General features: G+C 67.8%; 16 protein-coding genes and 3 rRNA genes. 15 read left to right on the top strand and 4 right to left on the bottom strand.

From position 1 onward, the window contains the following. The first annotated feature begins 3 nt into the window (after positions 1-3). The 5 genes from OHS18_RS14965 (at position 4) to rrf (ending at position 7,460) form a co-directional block, all read left to right on the top strand. A complete protein-coding gene (locus tag OHS18_RS14965; RefSeq protein ID WP_328452316.1) occupies positions 4-642 on the top strand; it encodes a DNA-3-methyladenine glycosylase in 639 nt (212 codons plus the stop codon). A gap of 32 nt (positions 643-674) precedes the next feature. Beyond that, positions 675-1,949, top strand: coding sequence for a tyrosine--tRNA ligase (tyrS, locus tag OHS18_RS14960; protein ID WP_328617460.1), 1,275 nt, complete (start codon positions 675-677; stop codon positions 1,947-1,949). A gap of 344 nt (positions 1,950-2,293) precedes the next feature. Continuing rightward, positions 2,294-3,809, top strand: a 16S ribosomal RNA gene (locus OHS18_RS14955). Between the two features lie 331 nt (positions 3,810-4,140). Next, positions 4,141-7,262: ribosomal RNA gene (locus OHS18_RS14950) — 23S ribosomal RNA — on the top strand. Between the two features lie 81 nt (positions 7,263-7,343). Further along, positions 7,344-7,460: ribosomal RNA gene (rrf, locus tag OHS18_RS14945) — 5S ribosomal RNA — on the top strand. Together the 16S, 23S and 5S rRNA genes form the textbook arrangement of a ribosomal RNA operon. A 119-nt stretch (positions 7,461-7,579) precedes the next feature. Here the strand turns inward: rrf and OHS18_RS14940 are convergent. Next, positions 7,580-9,163: a hypothetical protein gene (locus tag OHS18_RS14940; protein ID WP_328617459.1), complete on the bottom strand. Its 1,584-nt coding sequence runs from the start codon at positions 9,161-9,163 to the stop codon at positions 7,580-7,582. Between OHS18_RS14940 and OHS18_RS14935 the strand changes: the two genes are divergently transcribed. The 6 genes from OHS18_RS14935 (at position 9,128) to recN (ending at position 15,196) form a co-directional block, all read left to right on the top strand. Beyond that, complete coding sequence (locus OHS18_RS14935) at positions 9,128-10,360, top strand: hypothetical protein (protein ID WP_328617458.1); 1,233 nt, start codon at positions 9,128-9,130, stop codon at positions 10,358-10,360. The genes OHS18_RS14940 and OHS18_RS14935 overlap by 36 nt on opposite strands. After that, positions 10,353-11,342, top strand: a complete 990-nt coding sequence (locus tag OHS18_RS14930; protein WP_328617457.1) for an HAD-IIA family hydrolase — start codon at positions 10,353-10,355, stop codon at positions 11,340-11,342. Before OHS18_RS14935 ends, OHS18_RS14930 begins: the two co-directional genes overlap by 8 nt. A gap of 17 nt (positions 11,343-11,359) precedes the next feature. Beyond that, positions 11,360-11,557 (top strand): hypothetical protein, encoded by a 198-nt coding sequence (locus OHS18_RS14925; protein WP_323325788.1) that lies wholly within the window; start codon positions 11,360-11,362, stop codon positions 11,555-11,557. Positions 11,558-11,561: 4 nt separating this feature from the next. Further along, the gene (locus tag OHS18_RS14920; RefSeq protein WP_328452329.1) at positions 11,562-12,395 is read left to right on the top strand and encodes a TlyA family RNA methyltransferase; all 834 of its coding nucleotides are present in this window, start codon (positions 11,562-11,564) and stop codon (positions 12,393-12,395) included. Then, positions 12,392-13,318 (top strand): NAD kinase, encoded by a 927-nt coding sequence (locus tag OHS18_RS14915; protein WP_328452331.1) that lies wholly within the window; start codon positions 12,392-12,394, stop codon positions 13,316-13,318. The genes OHS18_RS14920 and OHS18_RS14915 overlap by 4 nt, the downstream gene beginning before the upstream one ends. Positions 13,319-13,417: 99 nt before the next feature. Beyond that, positions 13,418-15,196 (top strand): DNA repair protein RecN, encoded by a 1,779-nt coding sequence (recN, locus tag OHS18_RS14910; RefSeq protein WP_328617456.1) that lies wholly within the window; start codon positions 13,418-13,420, stop codon positions 15,194-15,196. 46 nt (positions 15,197-15,242) lie between these two features. On the opposite strand, the gene OHS18_RS14905 is transcribed toward recN, so the two are convergent. Next, positions 15,243-15,809, bottom strand: coding sequence for a VOC family protein (locus tag OHS18_RS14905; protein WP_328452335.1), 567 nt, complete (start codon positions 15,807-15,809; stop codon positions 15,243-15,245). 396 nt (positions 15,810-16,205) lie between these two features. Continuing rightward, positions 16,206-16,649 carry a MarR family winged helix-turn-helix transcriptional regulator gene (locus OHS18_RS14900; RefSeq protein ID WP_328617455.1) on the bottom strand — a complete coding sequence of 148 codons (444 nt, stop codon included), beginning with the start codon at positions 16,647-16,649 and terminating at the stop codon, positions 16,206-16,208. 66 nt (positions 16,650-16,715) lie between these two features. Between OHS18_RS14900 and OHS18_RS14895 the strand changes: the two genes are divergently transcribed. The 4 genes from OHS18_RS14895 (at position 16,716) to OHS18_RS14880 (ending at position 21,109) form a co-directional block, all read left to right on the top strand. Continuing rightward, on the top strand, positions 16,716-17,708 hold the full coding sequence (locus tag OHS18_RS14895) for a zinc-binding alcohol dehydrogenase family protein (protein ID WP_328617454.1): 993 nt from the start codon (positions 16,716-16,718) through the stop codon (positions 17,706-17,708). Then, positions 17,705-18,880, top strand: coding sequence for a DUF1266 domain-containing protein (locus tag OHS18_RS14890; RefSeq protein ID WP_328452341.1), 1,176 nt, complete (start codon positions 17,705-17,707; stop codon positions 18,878-18,880). Before OHS18_RS14895 ends, OHS18_RS14890 begins: the two co-directional genes overlap by 4 nt. A 97-nt stretch (positions 18,881-18,977) precedes the next feature. Next, positions 18,978-20,162 (top strand): putative cytokinetic ring protein SteA, encoded by a 1,185-nt coding sequence (gene steA, locus OHS18_RS14885; protein WP_328452343.1) that lies wholly within the window; start codon positions 18,978-18,980, stop codon positions 20,160-20,162. Further along, on the top strand, positions 20,159-21,109 hold the full coding sequence (locus OHS18_RS14880) for a copper transporter (protein WP_328452345.1): 951 nt from the start codon (positions 20,159-20,161) through the stop codon (positions 21,107-21,109). Before steA ends, OHS18_RS14880 begins: the two co-directional genes overlap by 4 nt. 64 nt (positions 21,110-21,173) lie before the next feature. Here the strand turns inward: OHS18_RS14880 and OHS18_RS14875 are convergent, their stop codons facing one another. Continuing rightward, complete coding sequence (locus tag OHS18_RS14875; RefSeq protein ID WP_328617453.1) at positions 21,174-22,883, bottom strand: glycosyl hydrolase family 18 protein; 1,710 nt, start codon at positions 22,881-22,883, stop codon at positions 21,174-21,176. Between the last annotated feature and the right edge of the window lie 89 nt (positions 22,884-22,972).

Here is a 22,972-nt window from a genome sequence, read left to right as displayed (position 1 = left end):
CGCTTGAGCGGCGACGCAGGCCGGTTGTTCACCCGCGCCGAACTGGCACTGGACCCGGTCGACCTGGCCCACCTGCTGCTCGGGTCCGTGCTGGAGGCGACCGGGCCCGACGGCACCGTCGGCGTCCGGCTGGTCGAGGTCGAGGCCTACCGCGGCGAGGACGATCCGGCGTCGCACTGCTACCGCGGCCGGACCCCGCGCAACGCGGTCATGTGGGGTCCCGCGGGGCACCTCTACGTGTACTTCGTCTACGGGATGCACTTCTGCGCGAACGTCGTCGGCACCCACGAGGACATGCCGGGCGCGGTCCTGCTGCGAGCCGGCGAAGTCGTCTCGGGTCTCGACGTCGTCCGCAAGCGGCGCCCGAACGCCCGGGGGACCGGCGAGCTGGCCAAGGGCCCGGCGATCCTCACGTCCGTGCTGCGCGTCGACCGTGAGCAGAACGGCGTCGACCTGACCGACCCGGCGTCGCCGGTGCGGCTGTACGTCGGCGAGCGCGTACCGGCCGAACGGATCCGGGTCGGCCCCCGCGTCGGCGTCGCGACGGCGATCGACACGCCGTGGCGGTTCTGGGACGGCGCCTCCGCGGCCGTGTCCACCTACCGCCGCGGCGGGAAGCGCCGGGTCCGACCCGCCAGTTAGTCGGTTGACCTGGTGCGGGAGGATCTACAGGCGTGAGCGAACACATCCTCGACGAGCTGTCCTGGCGCGGCCTCATCGCGCAGTCCACCGACATCGACGCCCTCCGGCGCGAGCTCGACCAGGGTCCTGTGACGCTCTATTGCGGTTTCGACCCCACCGCGCCCAGCCTGCACGCCGGCAACCTCGTCCCGCTGCTCATGCTCAAGCGGTTCCAGCGCGCCGGGCACCGGCCGATCGTGCTGGCCGGCGGCGCGACCGGAATGATCGGCGACCCGCGGGACACCGGTGAGCGCACCCTGAACACCCTCGACGTCGTCGCCGAGTGGGCCGGGCGCATCCGCGGCCAGCTGGAGCGGTTCGTCGACTTCGACGACAGCCCGATCGGCGCGGTCGTCGAGAACAACCTCAACTGGACCGGCCAGCAGAACGTCCTGGAGTTCCTGCGCGACGTCGGGAAGCACTTCTCGATCAACGTCATGCTCAACCGGGAGACGGTCAAGCGCCGGCTCGAGAGCGACGGCATGTCGTACACCGAGTTCAGCTACCTGCTCCTGCAGTCGCAGGACTACCAGCAGCTCTACCGCCAGTACGGCTGCAAGCTGCAGGTCGGCGGGTCCGACCAGTGGGGCAACCTCGTCGGCGGGGTGGACCTGATCCGCCGCACCGAAGGGGCGGGCGTGCACGCGCTGACCGCGCCGCTGGTCACCGACGCCGAGGGCCGCAAGTTCGGCAAGTCCACCGGCGGCGGCAACCTGTGGCTCGACCCGGACATGACCTCGCCGTACGCCTGGTACCAGTACTTCGTCAACGTGGGTGACGCCGACGTGGTCCGCTACCTGCGGATGTTCACGTTCCTCGACCAGGAGGAGATCGCCGCGCTGGCCGAGGACACCGAACAACGGCCCCACCTGCGCTCCGCGCAGAAACGGCTGGCCGAGGAGTTCACCAGCCTGGTGCACGGCGAGGACCAGACCCGGCAGGTGATCAACGCCAGCCAGGCCCTGTTCGGCCGCGGCGAGCTGGCCGACCTCGACGAGCGCACGCTCGACGCGGCCATGGCCGAGGTCCCGAACGGGAAGGTCGACTCGTCCGGGGAGGCGACGATCGTCGACCTGCTGCTGGCCGGGGGACTGGTCGACAGCAAGGGCGCCGCGCGTCGCACGGTGAAGGAAGGCGGCGCGTACGTGAACAACGTGAAGATCGCCGACGAGGAGTGGAAGCCCGCTTCGGAGGACGCGCTCCACGGCAAGTGGCTCGTCGTCCGCCGGGGCCGGCGCAACGTCGCCGGCGTCGCGCTCGGCGGCTAGCCGGCTCCGTGGCCCGGAACAGGGGTCTGACCTGCGGGAACGCGGTTAAGGTACCCCCCTGTTTCGGGCCCCGGAAGGCCATGTAAAGTTCTCCAAGTCGCCAGGGAAACCGGGTGGCCACCGGGACACGAACCAAGCTCTCGCAGAAGCGATTGAGTGGGTGTCCCACCAAAATAGCTTGAAACAATCGCCGAGGTTGAGCCCGCGGGTAACGTGGGTGATTCCAGAGTGTGTTGCTTGAGAACTCAACAGTGTGCTAGTGAACTAAGCCAGTAGAGCTTATGTTTTGAAACCTCGTATGAGGTTCCTTTGAGAGCATTAATTTGCCTCGATTAAACTATTCATTGATGGAGAGTTTGATCCTGGCTCAGGACGAACGCTGGCGGCGTGCTTAACACATGCAAGTCGAACGATGAAGCCTTCGGGTGGATTAGTGGCGAACGGGTGAGTAACACGTGGGTAATCTGCCCTGCACTCTGGGATAAGCCTTGGAAACGAGGTCTAATACCGGATATCACAACTTTTCGCATGGAGAGTTGTTGAAAGTTCAGGCGGTGCAGGATGAACCCGCGGCCTATCAGCTTGTTGGTGGGGTAATGGCCTACCAAGGCGACGACGGGTAGCCGGCCTGAGAGGGTGACCGGCCACACTGGGACTGAGACACGGCCCAGACTCCTACGGGAGGCAGCAGTGGGGAATATTGCACAATGGGCGAAAGCCTGATGCAGCGACGCCGCGTGAGGGATGACGGCCTTCGGGTTGTAAACCTCTTTCGCCAGGGACGAAGCGCAAGTGACGGTACCTGGATAAGAAGCACCGGCTAACTACGTGCCAGCAGCCGCGGTAATACGTAGGGTGCAAGCGTTGTCCGGATTTATTGGGCGTAAAGAGCTCGTAGGCGGTTTGTCGCGTCGGCTGTGAAATCTGGAGGCTTAACCTTCAGCGTGCAGTCGATACGGGCAGACTTGAGTTCGGTAGGGGAGACTGGAATTCCTGGTGTAGCGGTGAAATGCGCAGATATCAGGAGGAACACCGGTGGCGAAGGCGGGTCTCTGGGCCGATACTGACGCTGAGGAGCGAAAGCGTGGGGAGCGAACAGGATTAGATACCCTGGTAGTCCACGCTGTAAACGGTGGGTGCTAGGTGTGGGCGACATTCCACGTTGTCCGTGCCGTAGCTAACGCATTAAGCACCCCGCCTGGGGAGTACGGCCGCAAGGCTAAAACTCAAAGGAATTGACGGGGGCCCGCACAAGCGGCGGAGCATGTGGATTAATTCGATGCAACGCGAAGAACCTTACCTGGGCTTGACATGCGCCAGACATCCCCAGAGATGGGGCTTCCCTTGTGGTTGGTGTACAGGTGGTGCATGGCTGTCGTCAGCTCGTGTCGTGAGATGTTGGGTTAAGTCCCGCAACGAGCGCAACCCTTATCCTACGTTGCCAGCGCGTTATGGCGGGGACTCGTGGGAGACTGCCGGGGTCAACTCGGAGGAAGGTGGGGATGACGTCAAGTCATCATGCCCCTTATGTCCAGGGCTTCACACATGCTACAATGGCTGGTACAGAGGGCTGCGATACCGCGAGGTGGAGCGAATCCCTTAAAGCCGGTCTCAGTTCGGATCGCAGTCTGCAACTCGACTGCGTGAAGTCGGAGTCGCTAGTAATCGCAGATCAGCAACGCTGCGGTGAATACGTTCCCGGGCCTTGTACACACCGCCCGTCACGTCATGAAAGTCGGTAACACCCGAAGCCCATGGCCCAACCCTTCGGGGAGGGAGTGGTCGAAGGTGGGACTGGCGATTGGGACGAAGTCGTAACAAGGTAGCCGTACCGGAAGGTGCGGCTGGATCACCTCCTTTCTAAGGAGCACAACACATCCACTCGGCCGGGATACCCGGAACCACCGTGGTGGGGTGGGCACGGTTTAACACTCGAATGCAGTGTTGCCGGGCTTGCTCAAGGAATTGTGGAACTACTGGTTATGGTCACTCTTGGTTGGCAATGCCTCCTCTAGTACTGAGCATCTTCGGATGATCGTGGAAAAAGGAGCCGGCGCCTCGGAGGGTGATTGTTTGCTATGCACACTGTTGGGTCCTGAGGCAACACGCCTTAGGGCTTACACAGCCTGGGAATGTGGTTTGTTTCTGGTGTGGTGTTTGAGAACTGTAGAGTGGATGCGAGCATCTTTGTGGTCAAGTTGTTAAGGGCACATGGTGGATGTCTTGGCTTCAGGAGCCGATGAAGGACGTAGGAGGCTGCGATAAGCCTCGGGGAGCTGTCAACCGAGCTGTGATCCGAGGATTTCCGAATGGGGAAACCCAGCACCAGTGATGTGGTGTTACCCGCACCTGAATATATAGGGTGTGTGGAGGGAACGCGGGGAAGTGAAACATCTCAGTACCCGTAGGAAGAGAAAACAACCGTGATTCCGTGAGTAGTGGCGAGCGAAAGCGGAAGAGGCTAAACCGATTGCATGTGATACCTGTCAGGGGTTGTGTAGTCGGTGTTGTGGGACCTGTCTTCTCAGAGCTGACACTCTGGGCATGATGCGGCATGGTTAGTGGAACGCCTTGGGATGGGCGGCCGGAGTGGGTGAGAGCCCCGTACGCGAAAACTGTGTTTGTGTTGTGTGATGGTGCTCCCGAGTAGCAGCGAGCTCGTGGAATTTGCTGTGAATCTGCCGGGACCACCCGGTAAGCCTAAATACTTCCTGAAGACCGATAGCGGACTAGTACCGTGAGGGAAAGATGAAAAGTACCCCGGGAGGGGAGTGAAAGAGTACCTGAAACCGTGTGCCTACAAGCCGTCAGAGCTGTAATGGTGATGGCGTGCCTTTTGAAGAATGAGCCTGCGAGTTAGTGCTGCGTGGCGAGGTTAACCCGTGTGGGGTAGCCGTAGCGAAAGCGAGTCTGAATAGGGCGCCTATAGTCGCGTGGTCTAGACCCGAAGCGGAGTGATCTACCCATGGCCAGGGTGAAGCGACGGTAAGACGTCGTGGAGGCCCGAACCCACTTAGGTTGAAAACTGAGGGGATGAGCTGTGGGTAGGGGTGAAAGGCCAATCAAACTCCGTGATAGCTGGTTCTCCCCGAAATGCATTTAGGTGCAGCGTCGCATGTTTCACCACGGGGGTAGAGCTACTGGATGGTCTAGGGGCCTTACCGGGTTACCGAAATCAACCAAACTCCGAATACCGTGGTGTGAGAGTGCGGCAGTGAGACGGCGGGGGATAAGCTTCGTCGTCGAGAGGGAAACAGCCCAGAACACCAGCTAAGGCCCCTAAGTGTGTGCTCAGTGGGAAAGGATGTGGGATTGCCCAGACAACCAGGAGGTTGGCTTAGAAGCAGCCACCCTTGAAAGAGTGCGTAATAGCTCACTGGTCAAGTGGTCCTGCGCCGACAATGTAGCGGGGCTTAAGCACACCGCCGAAGCTGTGTCATTGACACAATAGATCCACTTGGGCTCTTGAAGTCCTTGTGTAGTCGTGTTGATGGGTAGGGGAGCGTCCTGCACCCAGGGAAGCCGTGGCGGAAGCTAGCGGTGGAGGGTGTGGGAGTGAGAATGCAGGCATGAGTAGCGAATGCAGAGTGAGAAACTCTGCCGCCGGATGACCAAGGGTTCCTGGGCCAGGCTAATCCGCCCAGGGTAAGTCGGGACCTAAGGCGAGGCCGACAGGCGTAGTCGATGGACAACGGGTTGATATTCCCGTACCCGAGCATGTGCGCCCATGACGAGGCGTTTGATACTAACCACCCAAAGCGCGCCGGCGAAGTCTTCGGATGGAGTTGGTGTTGTGGAGCGTGGGACCTGATTTCGTAGTAGTCAAGCGATGGGGTGACGCAGGAAGGTAGCTCCGCCAGGCGATGGTTGTCCTGGTGTAAGCGTGTAGGAGAAAGCATAGGCAAATCCGTGCTTTATATACTCTGAGACGTGATGCGTAGCCGTTTGAGGCGAAGTAGAGTGATCCTATGCTGCCGAGAAAAGCCTCTAGTGAGTGCATGCACGGCCCGTACCCCAAACCAACACAGGTGGTCAGGTAGAGAATACTAAGGCGATCGGGTGAACTGTGGTTAAGGAACTCGGCAAAATGCCCCCGTAACTTCGGGAGAAGGGGGGCCAAACATCCTGAAGCTTTTTACAGGCTAGGGGTGGGTGGCCGCAGAGACCAGCGGAAAGCGACTGTTTACTAAAAACACAGGTCCATGCGAAGTCGCAAGACGATGTATATGGACTGACGCCTGCCCGGTGCTGGAACGTTAAGAGGACCGGTTAATCCCTTCGGGGGTGAAGCTGAGAATTTAAGCGCCAGTAAACGGCGGTGGTAACTATAACCATCCTAAGGTAGCGAAATTCCTTGTCGGGTAAGTTCCGACCTGCACGAATGGCGTAACGACTTTCCGGCTGTCTCAACCACAGGCCCGGCGAAATTGCACTACGAGTAAAGATGCTCGTTACGCGCGGCAGGACGGAAAGACCCCGGGACCTTTACTATAGTTTGGTATTGGTTTTCGGTTCGGCTTGTGTAGGATAGGTGGGAGACTGTGAAGCGGTGACGCTAGTTACTGTGGAGTCGTTGTTGAAATACCACTCTGGTCGAATTGGGAATCTGAACCTCGGGCCATGATCTGGTTCAGGGACAGTGCCTGATGGGTAGTTTAACTGGGGCGGTTGCCTCCTAAAGAGTAACGGAGGCGCCCAAAGGTTCCCTCAGCCTGGTTGGCAATCAGGTGTTGAGTGCAAGTGCACAAGGGAGCTTGACTGTGAGACAGACATGTCGAGCAGGGACGAAAGTCGGGACTAGTGATCCGGCACCACCTGGTGGAAGGGGTGTCGCTCAACGGATAAAAGGTACCCCGGGGATAACAGGCTGATCTTGCCCAAGAGTCCATATCGACGGCATGGTTTGGCACCTCGATGTCGGCTCGTCGCATCCTGGGGCCGGAGTAGGTCCCAAGGGTTGGGCTGTTCGCCCATTAAAGCGGCACGCGAGCTGGGTTTAGAACGTCGTGAGACAGTTCGGTCCCTATCCGCCGCGCGCGTAGGATACTTGAGGAAGGCTGTCCCTAGTACGAGAGGACCGGGACGGACGAACCTCTGGTGTGCCAGTTGTCCCGCCAGGGGCATGGCTGGTTGGCCACGTTCGGAAGGGATAACCGCTGAAGGCATCTAAGCGGGAAGCCTGTTCCAAGATGAGGTATCCCACCCTTTGTGGGTTAAGGCCCCCAATAGACCATTGGGTTGATAGGCCAGATATGGAAGCACAGTAATGTGTTGTCGAGTTGACTGGTACTAATAGGCCGAGGACTTGTCTACGAAGGTGTTACGCATCCACTCTACGGTTTCTGAGACACCACACGACCCACGGTTAGGGTTTGTGTGGGTGTTTCACAGTGTTTCGGTGGTTTTAGCGTCAGGGAAACGCCCGGTCCCATTCCGAACCCGGAAGCTAAGCTTGACAGCGCCGATGGTACTGCAACCGAAGGGTTGTGGGAGAGTAGGACACCGCCGAACTTACCTTCCGTACGGCCCGTTAGGATAGCCAGTTGGCTGCCCTAGCGGGCCGTACGCGTATGTCCAGACCAAGATTTTCCACGGCAGGAGGCCAGGTGTCCGAGTTCGGTCGACGAGACTCAAGCGATGATGGGTCCGGCCGGTCGGCACGCCGGGACGAAGGCTCCCGGAGCCGGTCGGACGCACCCCGGGGAAACCCGCAGGGCGGTGCCCGGCAGGACCGAGGCGGCCGCGACGGTGGTTACCAGGGCCGGCCTCGCCGTGATGACCAAGGTGTGCGCGGCGGCGGCAAGCCGTTCCGCGGCGCCGACGGCCCCCGCGACCGCGATCAGCGTGGAGGATACGCAGGTCAGAGCCGTGACAGCAGTCGTGCGTCGAGTGACCGCGGTGGCTACCGCGGCGACTCCGGTGACTCCCGTGACCGTGGCGGCCGGCCCAGTGGCGGTACCCGCTTCTCCGGCGGGCCCGCCCGTTCGGGTAGCAGTGGCGGCCGGTCCGACGATCGTGGCGGCAACCGTTCCGGCGGGCGCTACGAAGGCTCGAGCAGCCGGTCGGGCGGCGGCTCGGATGACCGTGGCGGCCGGCCGAGCGGCGGCCGTCCGCAGGGCAAGTCGTCGTACGGCGACCGCAAGCCGCGCTGGGAAGACCGCAGCAGCGGTTCGGGCCGGCGCGACGACGACCGCGGCCCCCGTACGGGTGGTTTCCGCTCGGACGATCGCGGCGGCTCGACCCGTCGTGATGACGACCGTGGTCCCCGTACCGGCGGTTTCCGTTCGGACGACCGCGGTAAGAGCAGTTACCCCCGTCGTGATGACGACCGTGGCTCCCGTACCGGTGGTCCGCGTTCGGATGACCGCGGCAAGGGCGGTTACGAGCGTCGTGATGACGACCGTGGTTCGCGGACCGGCGGTTTCCGTTCCGACGATCGCGGTAAGAGCAGCTACCCCCGTCGTGATGACGACCGTGGTTCGCGCAGCGGTGGCCCGCGTTCGGACGACCGCGGCAAGGGCGGTTACCAGCGTCGTGACGACGACCGCGCGCCCCGCTCCGACGACCGTGGCCGCGGTGGTTACGACAAGGGTGCTCGGTCCAGCGCCCCGCGTTCCGACGACCGCGGTTCGCGGACCGGTGGTTTCCGCTCGGACGACCGCAAGAGCAGCTACCCCCGTCGCGACGACGACCGCGGTGCCTCCCGTTCGGACGACCGGGGTCGCGGCAGTTACGAACGCCGTGACGACTCCGGTGGTGCCCGCTCCGGTGGCGGCGGCAACGACTCTCGCGGTGAGCGCTCCGGCGGCTACCGCGGCGGAGCCGACCGGCGGGACGACTCGCGTGGCGACCGTGGCAGCTACCAGCGTCGCGATGACGACCGCAAGCCCGGGACTTCCCGGGAGTCCGGCAGCTACCAGCGTCGCGATGACGACCGCAAGCCCGGGACCTCCCGGGAGTCCGGTAGCTACCAGCGTCGGGACGACGACCGCAAGCCCGGTGGTTATCAGGGGCGTGACGAGAACCGTCGCACCGGTGGTTACCAGGGCCGGGACGACAACCGCGGGGGTTCGCGCGACTCCGGCGGCCGGGACGAGCGCGGCAGTGGCAAGCCGTTCGACAACACCCGCGACGACAAGCGGCCGGCGCGCGACCACGGTGACCGCAAGGACCGTCCCGTGCGCCGGGAGTTCGAGCGCAAGGACAGCGTCCACCGCAACCCGCGGCCCGGTGCCACCTCGCTCGACGACGAGGCCATCGCGAGGGAGCTCCTGGAGGCGCCGGAGCTGCCCGACGGTATCGAGTTCTCCGACCTCGACGAGGAAGCCCGCCGTGAACTGAGGACGCTGCCGAAGGCGCTGGCCGAGACGGTCGGGAAGCACCTCGTCGCGGCCGGTGGCCTGCTGGACAGCGACCCCGAGGCCGCGCTCGAGCACGCCAAGTACGCCAAGGCCAAGGCCTCGCGCGTGCCGATCGTGCGGGAAGCGCTCGGCCTGGTGGCCTACCACTCCGGCAACTGGGCGGAGGCGCTGTCGGAACTGCGTGCCGTCCGCCGGATGACCCGCAGCGACGACCACATCGCCATCATCGCCGACGCCGAACGCGCGCTGGGCCGGCCCGAGCGGGCCTTGGACCTCGCGAAGGAGGTCGACACGGCGAAGCTGGCGAAGGCCACCCAGGTCGAGCTCGCGATCGTCGCGGCCGGGGCGCGCCGGGACCTCGGGCAGATCGACGCCGCGGTCGTCTCCCTGCAGGGGGCGGACCTCAAGGCCGGGAAGCGCGACCCGTGGAGCGCGCGGCTCTTCTACGCCTACGCCGACAACCTGGTGGCGGCGGAGCGCAAGGACGAGGCCATCCGCTGGTTCCTCAACGCGGCCGACGCCGACACCGACGACGAGACCGACGCGGCCGAGCGCGCCGCGGACCTCTCGAACGAAGGGATCGAGCCGGCCAAGGCAGCCAAGACGACCGAGCCCACGAAGACCGACGATGAGCCGGTCAAGGCGACGCCGTCGACCGAGGCGAAGGCGACCGAGCCGGCGAACGCGACCGAGCCGGCGAAGGCGACCGAGGCAGCGAAGGCGACCGAGGCAGCGAAGGCGACCGAGGCGGCCAAGACCGCTGAGGCAACCGAGCCGGCCGAAGTAGCCAAGGCGGACAAGCCCGCTGAGGCAACCCAGACGGACGAGCCGGCGAAGGAAGCGGCGACGACCGACGCGGCTGAGCCGGCCAAGGACTCTGAGGCAACCGAGCCGGCCAAGGCAGACGAGCCGGCAACGGCAGCCGCGGCCGAGACGGCCGACGCGGTCAAGACGACCGAGGCGGCGAAGGTGGCCACCACTGCCGAGGCCCCCGAGCAGGCCAAGGCCGAAGGCGACGGGCCGGGCGTCACCGACGAGTCGGATGACTGACGCCCTGCTGGCGGCCTACGACGCCGTCCTGTTCGATCTCGACGGCACCGTCTACCACGGCACCCAGGTGATCCCGGGTGCCCCGGAGACCGTCAAGGCCGCTCGTGATCACGGCACGCCCGTCCGGTTCGTGACGAACAACGCGTCCAAGGCTCCGGCCGAGGTCGTCGAGCACCTCGTCGGCCTCGGCATGCCCGCCGACGTCGGCGAGGTGCACACCAGCGCCCAGGCCGGTGCCGTGCTCCTGCGGGAACGGCTCGAGCCGGGGGCCGAGGTGCTCGTCGTGGGCACCGGGTCGCTCGCGGCCGAGGTCACCCGGGCCGGGCTCACGCCCGTCCGGGAGAACGCCGAGAGCGTCCAGGCCGTCGTGCAGGGGCACTCGCCCGACAACACCTGGGCCGCGCTCGCCGAGGCGTGCCTGGCCATCCGGGCGGGTGCGCTGTGGGTGGCCTGCAACGTCGACGCGACGCTGCCCAGCGAGCGGGGCCTGCTGCCGGGCAACGGCTCGATGGTCGCCGCGCTGCGGACCGCCACCGAAGTCGAACCCCTGGTCGCCGGGAAACCGGAGCCGCTGTTGTTCGAGACCGCGGCGAAGTCGGCCGGTGCCGAGCATCCGCTCGTCGTCGGCGACCGGCTCGACACCGACATCGCCGGCGCGGTCGCCGCGGGCGTCGACTCGCTGGTCGTGCTCTCCGGGGTCGCGACGCCGAAGCAGCTGGTCGAAGCCGTCCCGGCCGAGCGCGGTACCTACCTCGCGGCCGACCTCACCGCACTCACGTCCACTCTCGGAGAACTGAAGATCGGGCCCCGGCCGGGCTGGTCGGTCGACGCCGGGGACGACGTCCTCACCGTCGACGGCGAAGGTGCCGACCTGGACCTGCTCCGGGCGCTCTGCCACACGGCGTGGGAGTCCGGCAAGACGACGGTCCAGGCCGGCGGCGAAGCCGCGAAGGCCGCGCTGGCGCGGCTCGGACTGGCCTGACTGATACCGTTTGTGACGTGCAGGATCACCCGTACCCCGTCCCGGGACCGCCGCCCGGCTCGTTCTCCGAGCAGACCGACCCGCGGGCCGGCATCGACGAGGCCGTCGCCGGCCTGGACGACCTGGACGCGCTTCCGCTCACCGAGCACGTCGAGCGCTTCGACGCCGTGCACACCGAGCTGACCGTGGCCCTGTCCAGCATCGACAAGGTCTGAACCGGTGCCCAAACGGGCCCGCCTCGACGCGGAACTGGTCCGGCGCGGCCTCGCCCGCTCCCGTGAGCAGGCCTCCGCCCTGATCACCGGCGGCAAGGTCACCGTGCGCGGGATGGTCGCGTCCAAGCCCGCCACCGGTGTGGAGAACGACGCGCCCATCGTCGTCAAGGACGAAGACGACCCCGGCTGGGCCTCGCGCGGCGCGCACAAGCTGCTCGGCGCGCTCGAGGCGTTCACCCCGCTCGGGCTCGGCGTCGAAGGCAAGCGCTGCCTGGACGCCGGCGCGTCCACCGGCGGCTTCACCGACGTGCTGCTGCGCGCCGGCGCCGCGACCGTGATCGCCGCCGACGTCGGCCGCGGCTTGCTCGACTGGCGGATCCGCACCGACGAGCGGGTCGTGGTGCTGGACCGCACCAACGTCCGCAACCTCACGCCCGAAGACCTCGGCGGCCCGGTCGACCTGGTGGTCGGCGATCTCTCGTTCATCTCGCTCAAGCTCGTGCTGCCCGCGCTCGTCGACTGCGTGCGTGAAGGCGCCGATCTGGTGCCGATGGTGAAGCCCCAGTTCGAAGTGGGCAAGGACCGGCTGGGTAGCGGAGGTGTCGTCCGCGACCCGCAGCTGCGTGCCGAGTCGGTGCTCGGGGTGCTCGACGAAGCCGCGAAACTGGGCCTCTCGCTGCGCGGGGTGACCGCCAGCCCGCTGCCCGGACCGTCCGGGAACGTCGAGTACTTCGTGTGGCTCAGGAAAGAACACGTGGCCGAGTCCACAGTGGACGCGGTAGACAGGTCTGAGGCCGAGCGGCTCGTCCGAACCGCCGTCGAGGAAGGGCCCGCATGACCACCGAACGTGAAGTTCTCCTCATGGTGCACCCCGACCGCGAGGCGACGGGTGAGGCCGCGCGCGAGGTTTCGGCCCGCTTCGCGAAGGCCGGGATCCGGATCCGGGTCATCGACCAGGACGTCTGCGCGCTGATCAACCCGGACGAGCACGGTGTCGGCGCGACCTGCACCGTCGTGGACCCGGACGACAACCCGGCGGCCGGCGTCGAGCTGGTGTTCGTGCTGGGTGGCGACGGCACGCTGCTGCGCGCGGCCGAACTGGCGCGCCCGGCCGGGGTGCCGGTGCTCGGTGTGAACCTGGGCCGTGTCGGGTTCCTCGCGGAGGCCGACTCGGACGCGCTGGCCGACACGGTGCAGCGCGTCGTCGACGGCGACTACCAGGTCGAAGAGCGGATGACCATCGACGTCACGGTCACCCACGGCGGCACCGAGCTGGGCCGGACCTGGGCGCTGAACGAGGCCAGCGTCGAGAAGAGCACGCGCGAGCGGGTGCTCGACGCGCTGATCGAGGTCGACGGGCGGCCGGTTTCGGCGTTCGGCTGCGACGGTGTGCTGTGCGCCACACCGACCGGTTCGACGGCGTACGCGTTTTCGGCGGGCGGCCCGATCATCTGGCCGGACGTGCAGGCGCTGCTGGTCGTGCCGAGCAACGCGCACGCGATGTTCTCCCGGCCGCTGGTCGTCTCGCGTGACTCGGTGATCACCGTCGGGATCGACCCGGACGGCTCGTCCGCGGTCCTGACCTGCGACGGCACCCGCAGCCAGGACCTGCCGCCGGGCGCCCGGGTGCGGGTCACCTGCGGCGGCACGCCGGTGCGGCTGGTCCGGTTGTGGGACGGCCCGTTCACCGATCGCCTGGTGCAGAAGTTCGCGTTGCCGGTGAAGAGCTGGCGCGAGCGGCACGCCCGCCCGAACGAATAGGGCGCGAACGGGCCGCTCGGCGCTTGATTCGAACATATCGGCGACTCGCCGGGCCGCCGGGTGCGCGAAGTGTCGGTGGGGGCCGCTACGGTAGGCGGCGTGCTGGCCGAGATGCGCATCCAGGGCCTCGGAGTCATCGAGGACGCCCTGCTGGAACTGCACGCGGGCTTCACCGTCGTCACCGGTGAGACGGGTGCCGGGAAGACCATGGTCGTCACCGGGCTGCACCTGCTCTCCGGAGGCCGGGCCGAGGTCTCGAAGGTGCGAACGGGGATGCTCAAGGCGTTCGTGGAAGGACGGTTCACCTATTCGGGCGTCGAAGGCGCCGAGCGGATCGTCACCGACTCCGGTGCCGACGTGGACGAGGACGGCAGTGTCATCGCGCTGCGCGCCATCGCCGTCGACGGCCGGTCCCGGGCTCACCTGGGTGGCCGGTCGGTGCCGGTCGGCGTGCTCGCGGAGCTGTCCGAACAGCTGATCGCGGTGCACGGGCAGAACGATCAGCTGCGGTTGCTGCGCCCGGCCGAGCAGCGGGCGGTGATCGACCGGTTCGCCGGTGACGCCGTCACCAAGCCGCTGCGGGCCTACCAGGAGATCCGGTCGGAGTGGCTGGCGGTGATCGCCGAGCTGACCGAGCGGTCCACCCGCTCCCGCGAGATGGCCCAGCAGGCGGACCTGCTCAAGCATGGGCTGACCGAGATCGACGCGGTCGTCCCGGAGCCGGGCGAGGACGTCGAGCTCACCGCGCAGATCAAGCGGCTCGCCGCGGCCGACGAGCTGCGGGCGGCCGCGACCGAGGCGCACGTCGCCGTGTCCGGTTCGGCGGAAGGCGATCCGGACGCGCCGGGCGCCATGGGCCTGGTTTCCGAAGCGCTGCGGCGGTTGTCGACGTCGGAAGACGCCGTGCTGCGCGAGCTGGCACCGCGGCTGGAAGAGGCGACGGTGCTGCTGGCCGACGTCGGGGCCGAGCTCGGCGGGTACGTCGAGACGCTCGACGCCGACCCGGCGCTGCTGGAGAAGGTGCTGGCCCGCCAGGGCGACCTCAAGCGGCTGACCCGCAAGTACGCGGCGGACGTCGACGGGGTGCTCGCCTGGGCCGACGACGCCCGGCGCCGCCTGGAGACCATGGACACCTCGGAAGAGGCGCTGGCCGAGCTGGCGCTGCGCCGCGATCAGCTCGCGGTGCAGCTGGCCACGCACGCCGTCGACGTCTCGGCGGCGCGCGAGAAGGCGGCGGCCGAGCTGGCGGCGGAGATCACCCGGGAGCTGTCCGGCCTGGCGATGGGCCAGGCCGCGATCGAGGTGACGGTCGAGCAGCGTCCGGCCGAGCACGGCGACACGCACGCGCTGGCCATCGACGGCCATGCGGTGCACGCCGGTGCGGACGGGATCGACGACGTCGAGCTGCTGCTGCGGGCCCACGACGGCGCGCCGCCGCTGCCGGTGCACAAGGCCGCGTCGGGTGGTGAGCTGTCGCGGGTGATGCTGGCGATCGAGGTCGTCCTCGCGCACGCCGACACGGTGCAGACGCTGGTGTTCGACGAGGTCGACGCCGGGGTCGGCGGCCGCGCGGCGATCGAGATCGGCCGCCGGCTGGCGCGGCTCGCGCGGACCCACCAGGTCCTGGTGGTCACGCACCTGCCGCAGGTGGCCGCGTTCGCCGATCAGCACCTGGTGGTGGACAAGGGCCACAAGGGCGGGGTGACGCGCAGCGGCGTGAAGAACCTCGCGCCGGCCGAGCGGGTCAGCGAGCTGGCCCGGATGCTCGCCGGCATGGACAACGAAACCGGCCGCGCGCACGCGGAGGAACTCCTGGCGACGGCCGAGAAGGACAAGACCGAGTTCGAGCCGAAACGCAAGCGGGCCAAGAAGAAGTAGCGGGGTGGGGCACCGGCGCGCCCCACCCGGCGTCGTTCGCTGCCGGTCAGCAGGCGTCCGGGTCCTCGACGCCCGGCGGCGGGGTGAACAGCTCTTCGAAGGTCTGGTCGACGAGCTCGATCACGTTGCCGAAGGGGTCTTCGCAGAAGCAGAACCACGACTCCGGCCCGACCTGGTGGATCTTGCTGCGCTGGCGGCCGCCGAAGAGCGTGATGCGCTTGGCCGTCTCTTCCACGTTGAGGCACGTGAAGCAGATGTGGAAGATGCCGGTGCGCCAGTAGTCGAAGTTCTCGGCGCGGCGCTCGGCCACCGGGCCGGTGAACTCGAACAGCTCGATCCCGGTGCCGCCCGGCATGACCATGTGGGCGATGCGGGCGCTCTGCCAGCCCTCGCCGTAGATGTCCGACGCCGGGCCGCCGCCGGGGGCGTCGCTGCTGATGGAGAACGGTCCGAGCAGCAGCTTGAGCCCGAAGACCTGCTCGTACCACGCAACCGCGCGGTCGAGGTCCGTCACGGACAGCGCGGCGTGGTTGAAGCCGGTCCGCACGGCGGGGCGCGGCAGCCGCTCGAGGGCGGCGAGCCGCGGTGCCGGGACGTCCGGCAGGGTGGGCACGCTCGGGACACCATCGGTTCCGAGAACGCCGACATCGCTGGGCAGCATGGGCAAACTCCTGGGTGGCATGAGAAACGCTCGGTGGCGCAATGCGATCGCCCCCCACGAGGATGCATTGCACAGCGGTCGGCTGTGCGACAAGTATCAGTGGTCCGGGCGAAAGACCTTCCTGAGAATTGTGACAGCGTTCTGAAACGGATCAAGAACGTACAGTCACCACTCCGGCAAACGGCCGCGGACCCGCCTTTCGCCTGGTGAGACCTCAGTCCGTCACTTTCCAACAAGAAGCTCAACGGGGTTTCGGGCGTTAAAGGGCGGCGTCACGGTAAATGAATAGTAAAATCGACGGGGAATTCCGGAACCCGGGTCCCGGGAAAAGATGATCGAATACGCGGATCAGCTCTCCAGGTCGCCGGCGATCCGGCCGAACACCGCGGCCAGCGTCCACGCCTCCTCCCGGCTCAGGTGGCCGGCGAAATGGCGCTCCACGCCCCGGACGTGCGTCGGCCACGCCTCCTCCAGTGCCGCCAGGCCGGCCGGGGTCAGGATCACCAGGGTGGCCCGGCGGTTGCCCGCATCCACCTCGCGCCGGGCGTAGCCGTCGCGCTCGAGGCCGTCGACCAGGCGGGTCAGCCCGCTCGCGCTGTGCACCAGGGCGTCGGCCAGGTCTTTCATGTGGAGCCGCTGATCGGGGGCTTCCGAGAGCTGGACCAGCGCGTCGTACGTGCGGTGCGACATCCCGTGCGCGGCGCGCAGGTCCGCGTCCAGTACCCGCAGCAGCAGGGCCGACGAGCGCAGGAAGCCGCGCCACGCCGCGTCGTGTTCTCGGGACAGGCTCACGCCGGGAATAGTACCCGCGCGGACTGTTGTTATGCGGACTGTTCGCTTGCGAAGAAAGGACCCACGATGCGCGCAGTCGTACTCCGGGAACCCGGGCCGGTCGAGAACCTCGAACTGACGGACCTGCCGCTGCCCGAGGCGAAACCGGGCTGGGTGCGGATCGCCGTCCGGGCGTTCGGCCTCAACCGCTCCGAGCTGCACACCCGCCTCGGCCTCGCCGACGGCGTCACGTTCCCGCGGGTGCCCGGCATCGAGGCCGTCGGGGTCGTCGACGCCGCGCCGGACGGCGACTTCGAGCCCGGGCAGCAGGTCGCCACGATGATGGGCGGGATGGGCCGCACCTTCGACGGCGGTTATGCCGAGTACACGCTCGTCCCGCGCGAGCAGGTCATCCCGTTCCGCTCGGACCTGCCGTGGGAGGTGCTCGGCCAGGTCCCGGAGACGCTGCAGACCGCGTACGGCTCCCTCACCACCGGCCTCGACCTCAAAGCGGGCCAGACGCTGCTGATCCGCGGCGGGACGTCCGCCCTCGGCTTCGCCACCGCGACCCTCGCCCGCGACCTCGGGGCCACCGTCTTCGCCACGACCCGGCGGCGGGACCGCCTGGAAACCCTGGCCGCGCACGGGGTCGAGCATCCGCTCCTGGACGACGGCGATGTCGCCGCGCAGGTCCGGAAGATCGTGCCGGACGGTGTCGACGCGGCCCTCGAACTGGTCGGGACGCCGACCCTGCCGGACACTCTCGCGGCCACCCGCGTGCACGGCACGGTGTGCTTTACGGGCATGCTCTCGAACGAGTGGACAATCAAGAATTTCTATCCGATCGGATACCTTCCCGCCGGGGTGCGCCTGACCGCTTATGGTGGTGAGGCGGACGACCTGCCCGCACCCGTTCTCCAGCGGTACCTCGACCGGATCGCCGACGGCGGCGTCAGCCTCGGCCCCGCCCGGGTCTACCCGATGGAGGCGATCCGGCAGGCGCACGACGACCTGGAGCACAACCGGACGGCGGGCAAGCTCGTCGTGCTGACCGGCCGAGTGGAGGGAGCCGCCCCTTGATCCTGCCGCCACCCGCCGACGTCGAAGCGCAGCTGGCCGCCGCCCGCCGGGAGGGCGATCTCGACGCCTATCTCGGCCTGCTCGCCGGGGAGGAGCTGTTCGTCCCGATCCGGCGGGCCGACGCCGAGAGCATCCTCGAGGACCGCGCGGAGACGTTCCCCAACGTCTACCACGAAACCGGCGGTGACGAGTTCCTGCAGGTCTTCACCCGCGGCGCGCTGCCCGACCTCGGGTCGGACGTCGTCTTCATGAGCGGGGCACTGGACTGGGCGGTCGACGGCGTCGGCCGGCACGAACGGGTCGTGTTCAACCGCGGCACCCGGGGCGAGTGGCGGCTGCCCGGCGCGACGCTGCAGCCGTGGCTCGACGCGCACCTCGACGACGTCACGCCGCTGGAAGAGCAGGTCGAACGGCTGATCACCGCGCCGTACGGGCACCTCGAAGGGCCGATCGCGCACGCCCTGGCCTGCGGCGCGCACCTGGCCGTGCTGAACGCCGCGCCGTGGAACCTGCTCGACGGGCGCTACCACGACTACGTGGCCGAGGTCCGCGGCCTGCGCGACTGGTGGGGCGTGGCCGACCCGCCGGCCTGGCGCGCCACGATGGCCGACCTCGTCGGCGACGGCTACGCGCTCACGCCCGGCAACCTGGTGCTGATGCTGCGCCTGCGGTTCGCCGCCGAGTACGGGCTGCGCGACGGCGAGTTCGATCCGCTGACCTGGGCGGAGGTGGTGGGCCGGTGGTGCGCGGAGAACGACGCCGAGGACCAGGCCGACGAGCTGCGCGACACCGTGCGCCGGGTCTCGCGCTACGAGCAGCGCTTCCGCGCCGACGGCCTGCTCGACGCCGAGGGTTTCGTCACGACGGCGTTGTCCTGGGACGTCGGCCGCGCGGTCAACATCGCGCGCTGGGGCCTGGCGGCCGGATACTGTGACGCGCTGAGCGCCGAGCTGATGGTCCTGGAGGCCGGTTCGCTCGCGCGTCGCTACCACCAGTCATGGGCCGACCTGTCGGCGGGCTACCTCATGGGCCGGGTGCTGCACAGCCGGGACGACGAGTTCGGCGAGTGGTACCCCGCCGCCGTGCGGGTCCACCACCAGCTCCTTCAGGACCCGGGCAGCCCCTGGGTGAACCTCGATTTCGGATCTCTTTCGGAGGAGTCCGACGCCTGATCGAGAACTTGGGCGCGGCGTGGCTCACCACAACGAGTCACCTCTGCTACGGCGTGGCGTGCGCAGTCCCACGAGCAAATTTGTCACCATCGGCCACATGAAGCTCACCGGTCTGCTCACGCGGAACTCCGAACCCCTGCCGGGCATCACCGGGGTCGCCAGGGTCGACCGCCGCACCCGGGAGCTGCTGCGCCGGATCAGTCCGGGCGACATCGTCGTGCTCGACCAGCTGGACCTCGACCGCCAGACGGCCGACGCGCTCGTCGACGCCGAGGTCGCCGGCGTGGTCAACGCGTCACCGTCGATCTCCGGCCGGTTCCCCAACCTCGGCCCCGAGATCCTCATCGCCGCCGGCGTCCCGCTGGTCGACTCGGTCGGCGGGGAGCTGCTGCGTTCGATCAAGGACGGCACGAAACTGCGGCTGCTCGACGGCGTCGTGTACGTCGGCGAGCGCCAGGTCGCCTCCGGCATCGAGCAGACCGCCGACAGCGTCGCGGACCAGATGATCGAGGCCAAGGCCGGGATGTCGACGCAGCTGGAGGCGTTCTCGGCCAACACCATCGAGTTCCTCCGCCGCGAGCGCACCCTGATCCTCGACGGCGTCGGCGTGCCGGAGCTGAAAGTGCAGCTGCGGGACCGGCACGTGCTGGTCGTCGCGGGCGGCAACGGGCACGCCGAAGACCTCAAGAAGCTGAAGAAGTACATCGCCGAGCACCGGCCGGTGCTGATCGGCGTCGACGCCGGGGCCGACACCCTGCGCGCGCAGGGCCACCTGCCGGACGTCATGGTCGGCGACCCCACCGGGATCGGCACCGCCACACTGCGCAGCGGCGGCGAGGTCGTGGTGCCCGCCCAGCCCGACGGGCACGCCCCCGGTGTCGAGCGGATCCAGGACCTCGGCATCGGCGCGGTGACGTTCCCCGCGTCCGGCAACGCCGAGGACCTCGCGCTGCTGCTGGCCGACGCGCACGGCGCGAGCCTCGTGGTCACGGTCGGCTTCCAGGCCACCCTGCGCGAGTTCCTCGACCACGGCCGCTCCGGCTCGAACCCGTCGACGTTCCTCACCCGCCTCAAGCTCGGCACGAAGCTCGTCGACGGGAAAGCGGTGGCGACGCTGCACCACAGCCGGGTGTCGATCGGCGCGGTCGTCCTGCTCGTGCTCGCCGCGGTCGTGGTCGTCGCCGCGGCCCTGCTGGTGTCCGACGTGGGCTCGGTCTACCTGGACTGGCTCCGGCACACCTGGAACTCGCTCGCCGCCTGGGTCAAGGGATTGTTCACGTGATTTCGCTTCGCTACCACGTAGTTTCCATCGCCGCCTGCTTCCTGGCGCTCGCCGTCGGCGTCGTGCTCGGTTCGACCGCGCTGAACGGCTCGCTGCTGTCGGGGCTGGCGGGGGAGAAGAAGGACCTGGGCAGCCAGGTCTCCGACCTCGAGGCGCAGCGCAACGCGCTCAACGCCCGGCTCGCCGACGCGGACGCGTTCGCCGGCGCCATGGGGCCGAAGGTCGTCGCCGGGGTGCTGGACAAGCGCACGGTGGTGCTCGTGACCACCGAGGACGCGCGCCCGGCCGACCGGGACGCGCTCAAGCAGCTGATCGGCCAGTCCGGCGCGACCGTGACCGGCGAGGTGCAGCTGACGGCCGCGTTCGCCGATCCCGAGAAGGCCGACCAGCTCCGCGACGTCGTCACGCGGCTGCAGCCCGCCGGGTCGAAGTTCCCGACCGCGGGTGACTCCGGCACGCTCGCCGGCGCGCTGCTCGGCTCGGTGTTGTTGCTGGACAAGACTTCCGCCAAGCCGCAGTCCTCGGGTGAGGAACTGGCCGCGGCCCTGGGCGGGCTCACCGACGGCGGGTTCGTGAAGGCGGGCCAGGACGTCAAGCCGGCGCAGCTGGCCGTGGTGCTCACCGGCGCGCCGGCGACCGGCGACGGCGCGGGCGACCGGGCGGCGACGATCGCGCGGTTCACCACCCAGCTCGACCGCACCGGTGCGGGCACGGTGCTCGCCGGGGACGCCGGTTCGGCCGACGGCACCGGCGCGCTCGGCGTCGTCCGCGCGGACACCTCGGCGACGTCGATCCTGTCCACTGTGGACAACGTGGATACCTCCGCCGGGCGGGTGAGCACCGTGCTGGCCTTGAAGGAACAGCTCGACGGCGCCGCCGGCCGCTACGGCATCGCCGGCAACGCCCAGGCACCGGCGCCGGGCGTCGCCAGCCCCACCGGCAACTGACGTCGTGAGTGTTTAGGGCGGTTCTAACCGCCCTAAACACTCACGACAAGCCGCGGCAGACTGCTCAGCCGGCCAGCCAGAGCGCCGGGACGTTCGGCGGCTCCCAGCCCACCAGTGAGGTGTGGGCCTGGCGGCATGTGTACGTGACGCCGTTGTAGGTCACCTTCGCGCCCGTGGCGTACGCCGTGTTCGGCGTCCACGCGGGTACCGACGGCGGCGTGGTGGGCGTGGTCGTCGGCGGAGTCGTGGGTGTGGTCGGCGTGGTGGGGGTCGTCGGGGTGGTGGGCGTGGTCGGGGTCGTCGGGGTGGTGGTCGGCGGCGGTGTCGAGCAGTTCGGCGTCGACGCGGCCAGGCCGTTCACGACGGCGTGGAACAGCGTCGAGCCCGGGTCGAGGTCGTAGAGCGAGAACATCATCGCGCCGCCGAGGCCGGTGCAGTGGATGTAGTCGGTGCGGGCCTTGACGGACTGCGCGGACGAGCCGCCGAAGAAGTTCGTGCCGTCGTAGAACCAGGCCGACTGCGTGACCGGGTCCCAGAACGTGTCGGACGGGTTGTCGACGATGCCCGTGAGTTCCTTGTACATCGCTACGCCCGGCACGTTGCCGCTCAGCGTGTGTCCCGCCGACGGGCCCGAAGCCGACTGGTACAGGCCGTGGTTCGAGCCGGCCGGGACGCCGGTCCAGCCGCGGTAGTAGAACGGGATGCCCAGCGTCAGCTTGGCCGCGGGGAAGCCGCCCGCGATGCCGTACGCGCTGTTGCCGTGCAGGTAGTCCTTGATCACCGAGTCGATCGTGTACTTCTCGGTGCCCGGCGGGATCGTGCTCGACGGGTCGTTCGGCGCGGAGTACAGCGGGTCCTGGAAGTTCGTCGGCCCGGTGGCGTCCCACGCGCCGTGCATGTCGTAGGTCATCGCGTTGCCGAAGTCCAGGTACTGGCCGATCTTGTCGGTCTGGATCTTCGCGATCTTGTCCTGCCCGCCCGGCAGCGCGGCCGAGAGCGCGTAGTGCTTGCCGCCCAAGGCGTCCAGCTCGGTGCGGAACTCGGCCATCAACGCGGTGTAGTTCGCGGTGTCGGCGGCGCTGTAGTGGTTGCCGACGTGCCCGGTCGGGGAACCCGGGTACTCCCAGTCGATGTCTATGCCGTCGAAGATGCCGGCCGCGGTGCCCGGGCCGCCGTACCCGCCGGAGGCCGGGATGTTGCCCTTGATGAACATGTCCAGGCACGAGCTGACGAGCTTCTTGCGCGACGCGTCGGTCGCGGCGGCGTCGGAGAAGTACTTCGAGTACGTCCAGCCGCCGATGGACAGCAGCACCTTGAGGTTCGGGTGCCGCGCCTTGAGTTCCTGCAGTTGGTGGAAGTTGCCGGCGACCGGCTGGTTCCAGACGTCGGCGGTGCCGTCGACGCTGATGTCGGAGCCGAAGGACTTCTGGTAGTCGGCGAACTGGTCGCCGCCGCCGTCACCGGCGTTCGGGTCGGTCTCGCCGCCCGGGTCCGGGGTGGTCGCCTTCGTCGCCTCGAAGCAGGTGTGGTTCGTGGGGTCGATGTTCTCGAAGTCGTAGAGCAGGTAGTCGAGGTTGCCGGCGATCGCGTCGACGTTCTTCAGGTAGTAGGCGTTCTGGTAGATGCTCCACTGGTCGAAGTAGGCGATCCGGACCCCGCCGGACGTGGCGGCGGCCGCGGGTGGCGCGGCCGGTCCGGCGACCGTGAGCGCGCCCACGACCAAAGCGGCCGCGGCGGCCGCGAACAGCGCCAGTCTTCGGGAAACCCTCTGCATGCTGTCTCCTCGCGCAGGCGGACGGCCCCCTCCCGGGCCGCGACGGCGCGGGAGGGGGCGGTACGCGACGGTTCTTCACGAACAGGTGC

Origin of the sequence: Amycolatopsis sp. NBC_00355 (genome assembly GCF_036104975.1) — a bacterium.
Taxonomy (GTDB): Bacteria; Actinomycetota; Actinomycetes; order Mycobacteriales; family Pseudonocardiaceae; genus Amycolatopsis.
The sequence above is the reverse complement of the archived record's forward strand: the minus strand, read 5'-3'. Positions and strand labels throughout refer to the sequence as shown.

Excerpts from the sequence above, each read along its gene's own strand:
- OHS18_RS14930 (WP_328617457.1), top strand. The coding sequence starts at position 10,353 with ATGACTGACGCCCTGCTGGCGGCCTACGACGCCGTCCTGTTCGATCTC.
- OHS18_RS14915 (WP_328452331.1), top strand. The coding sequence starts at position 12,392 with ATGACCACCGAACGTGAAGTTCTCCTCATGGTGCACCCCGACCGCGAG.
- OHS18_RS14875 (WP_328617453.1), bottom strand. The coding sequence starts at position 22,883 with ATGCAGAGGGTTTCCCGAAGACTGGCGCTGTTCGCGGCCGCCGCGGCC.
- steA (WP_328452343.1), top strand. The coding sequence starts at position 18,978 with ATGAAGCTCACCGGTCTGCTCACGCGGAACTCCGAACCCCTGCCGGGC.
- OHS18_RS14895 (WP_328617454.1), top strand. The coding sequence starts at position 16,716 with ATGCGCGCAGTCGTACTCCGGGAACCCGGGCCGGTCGAGAACCTCGAA.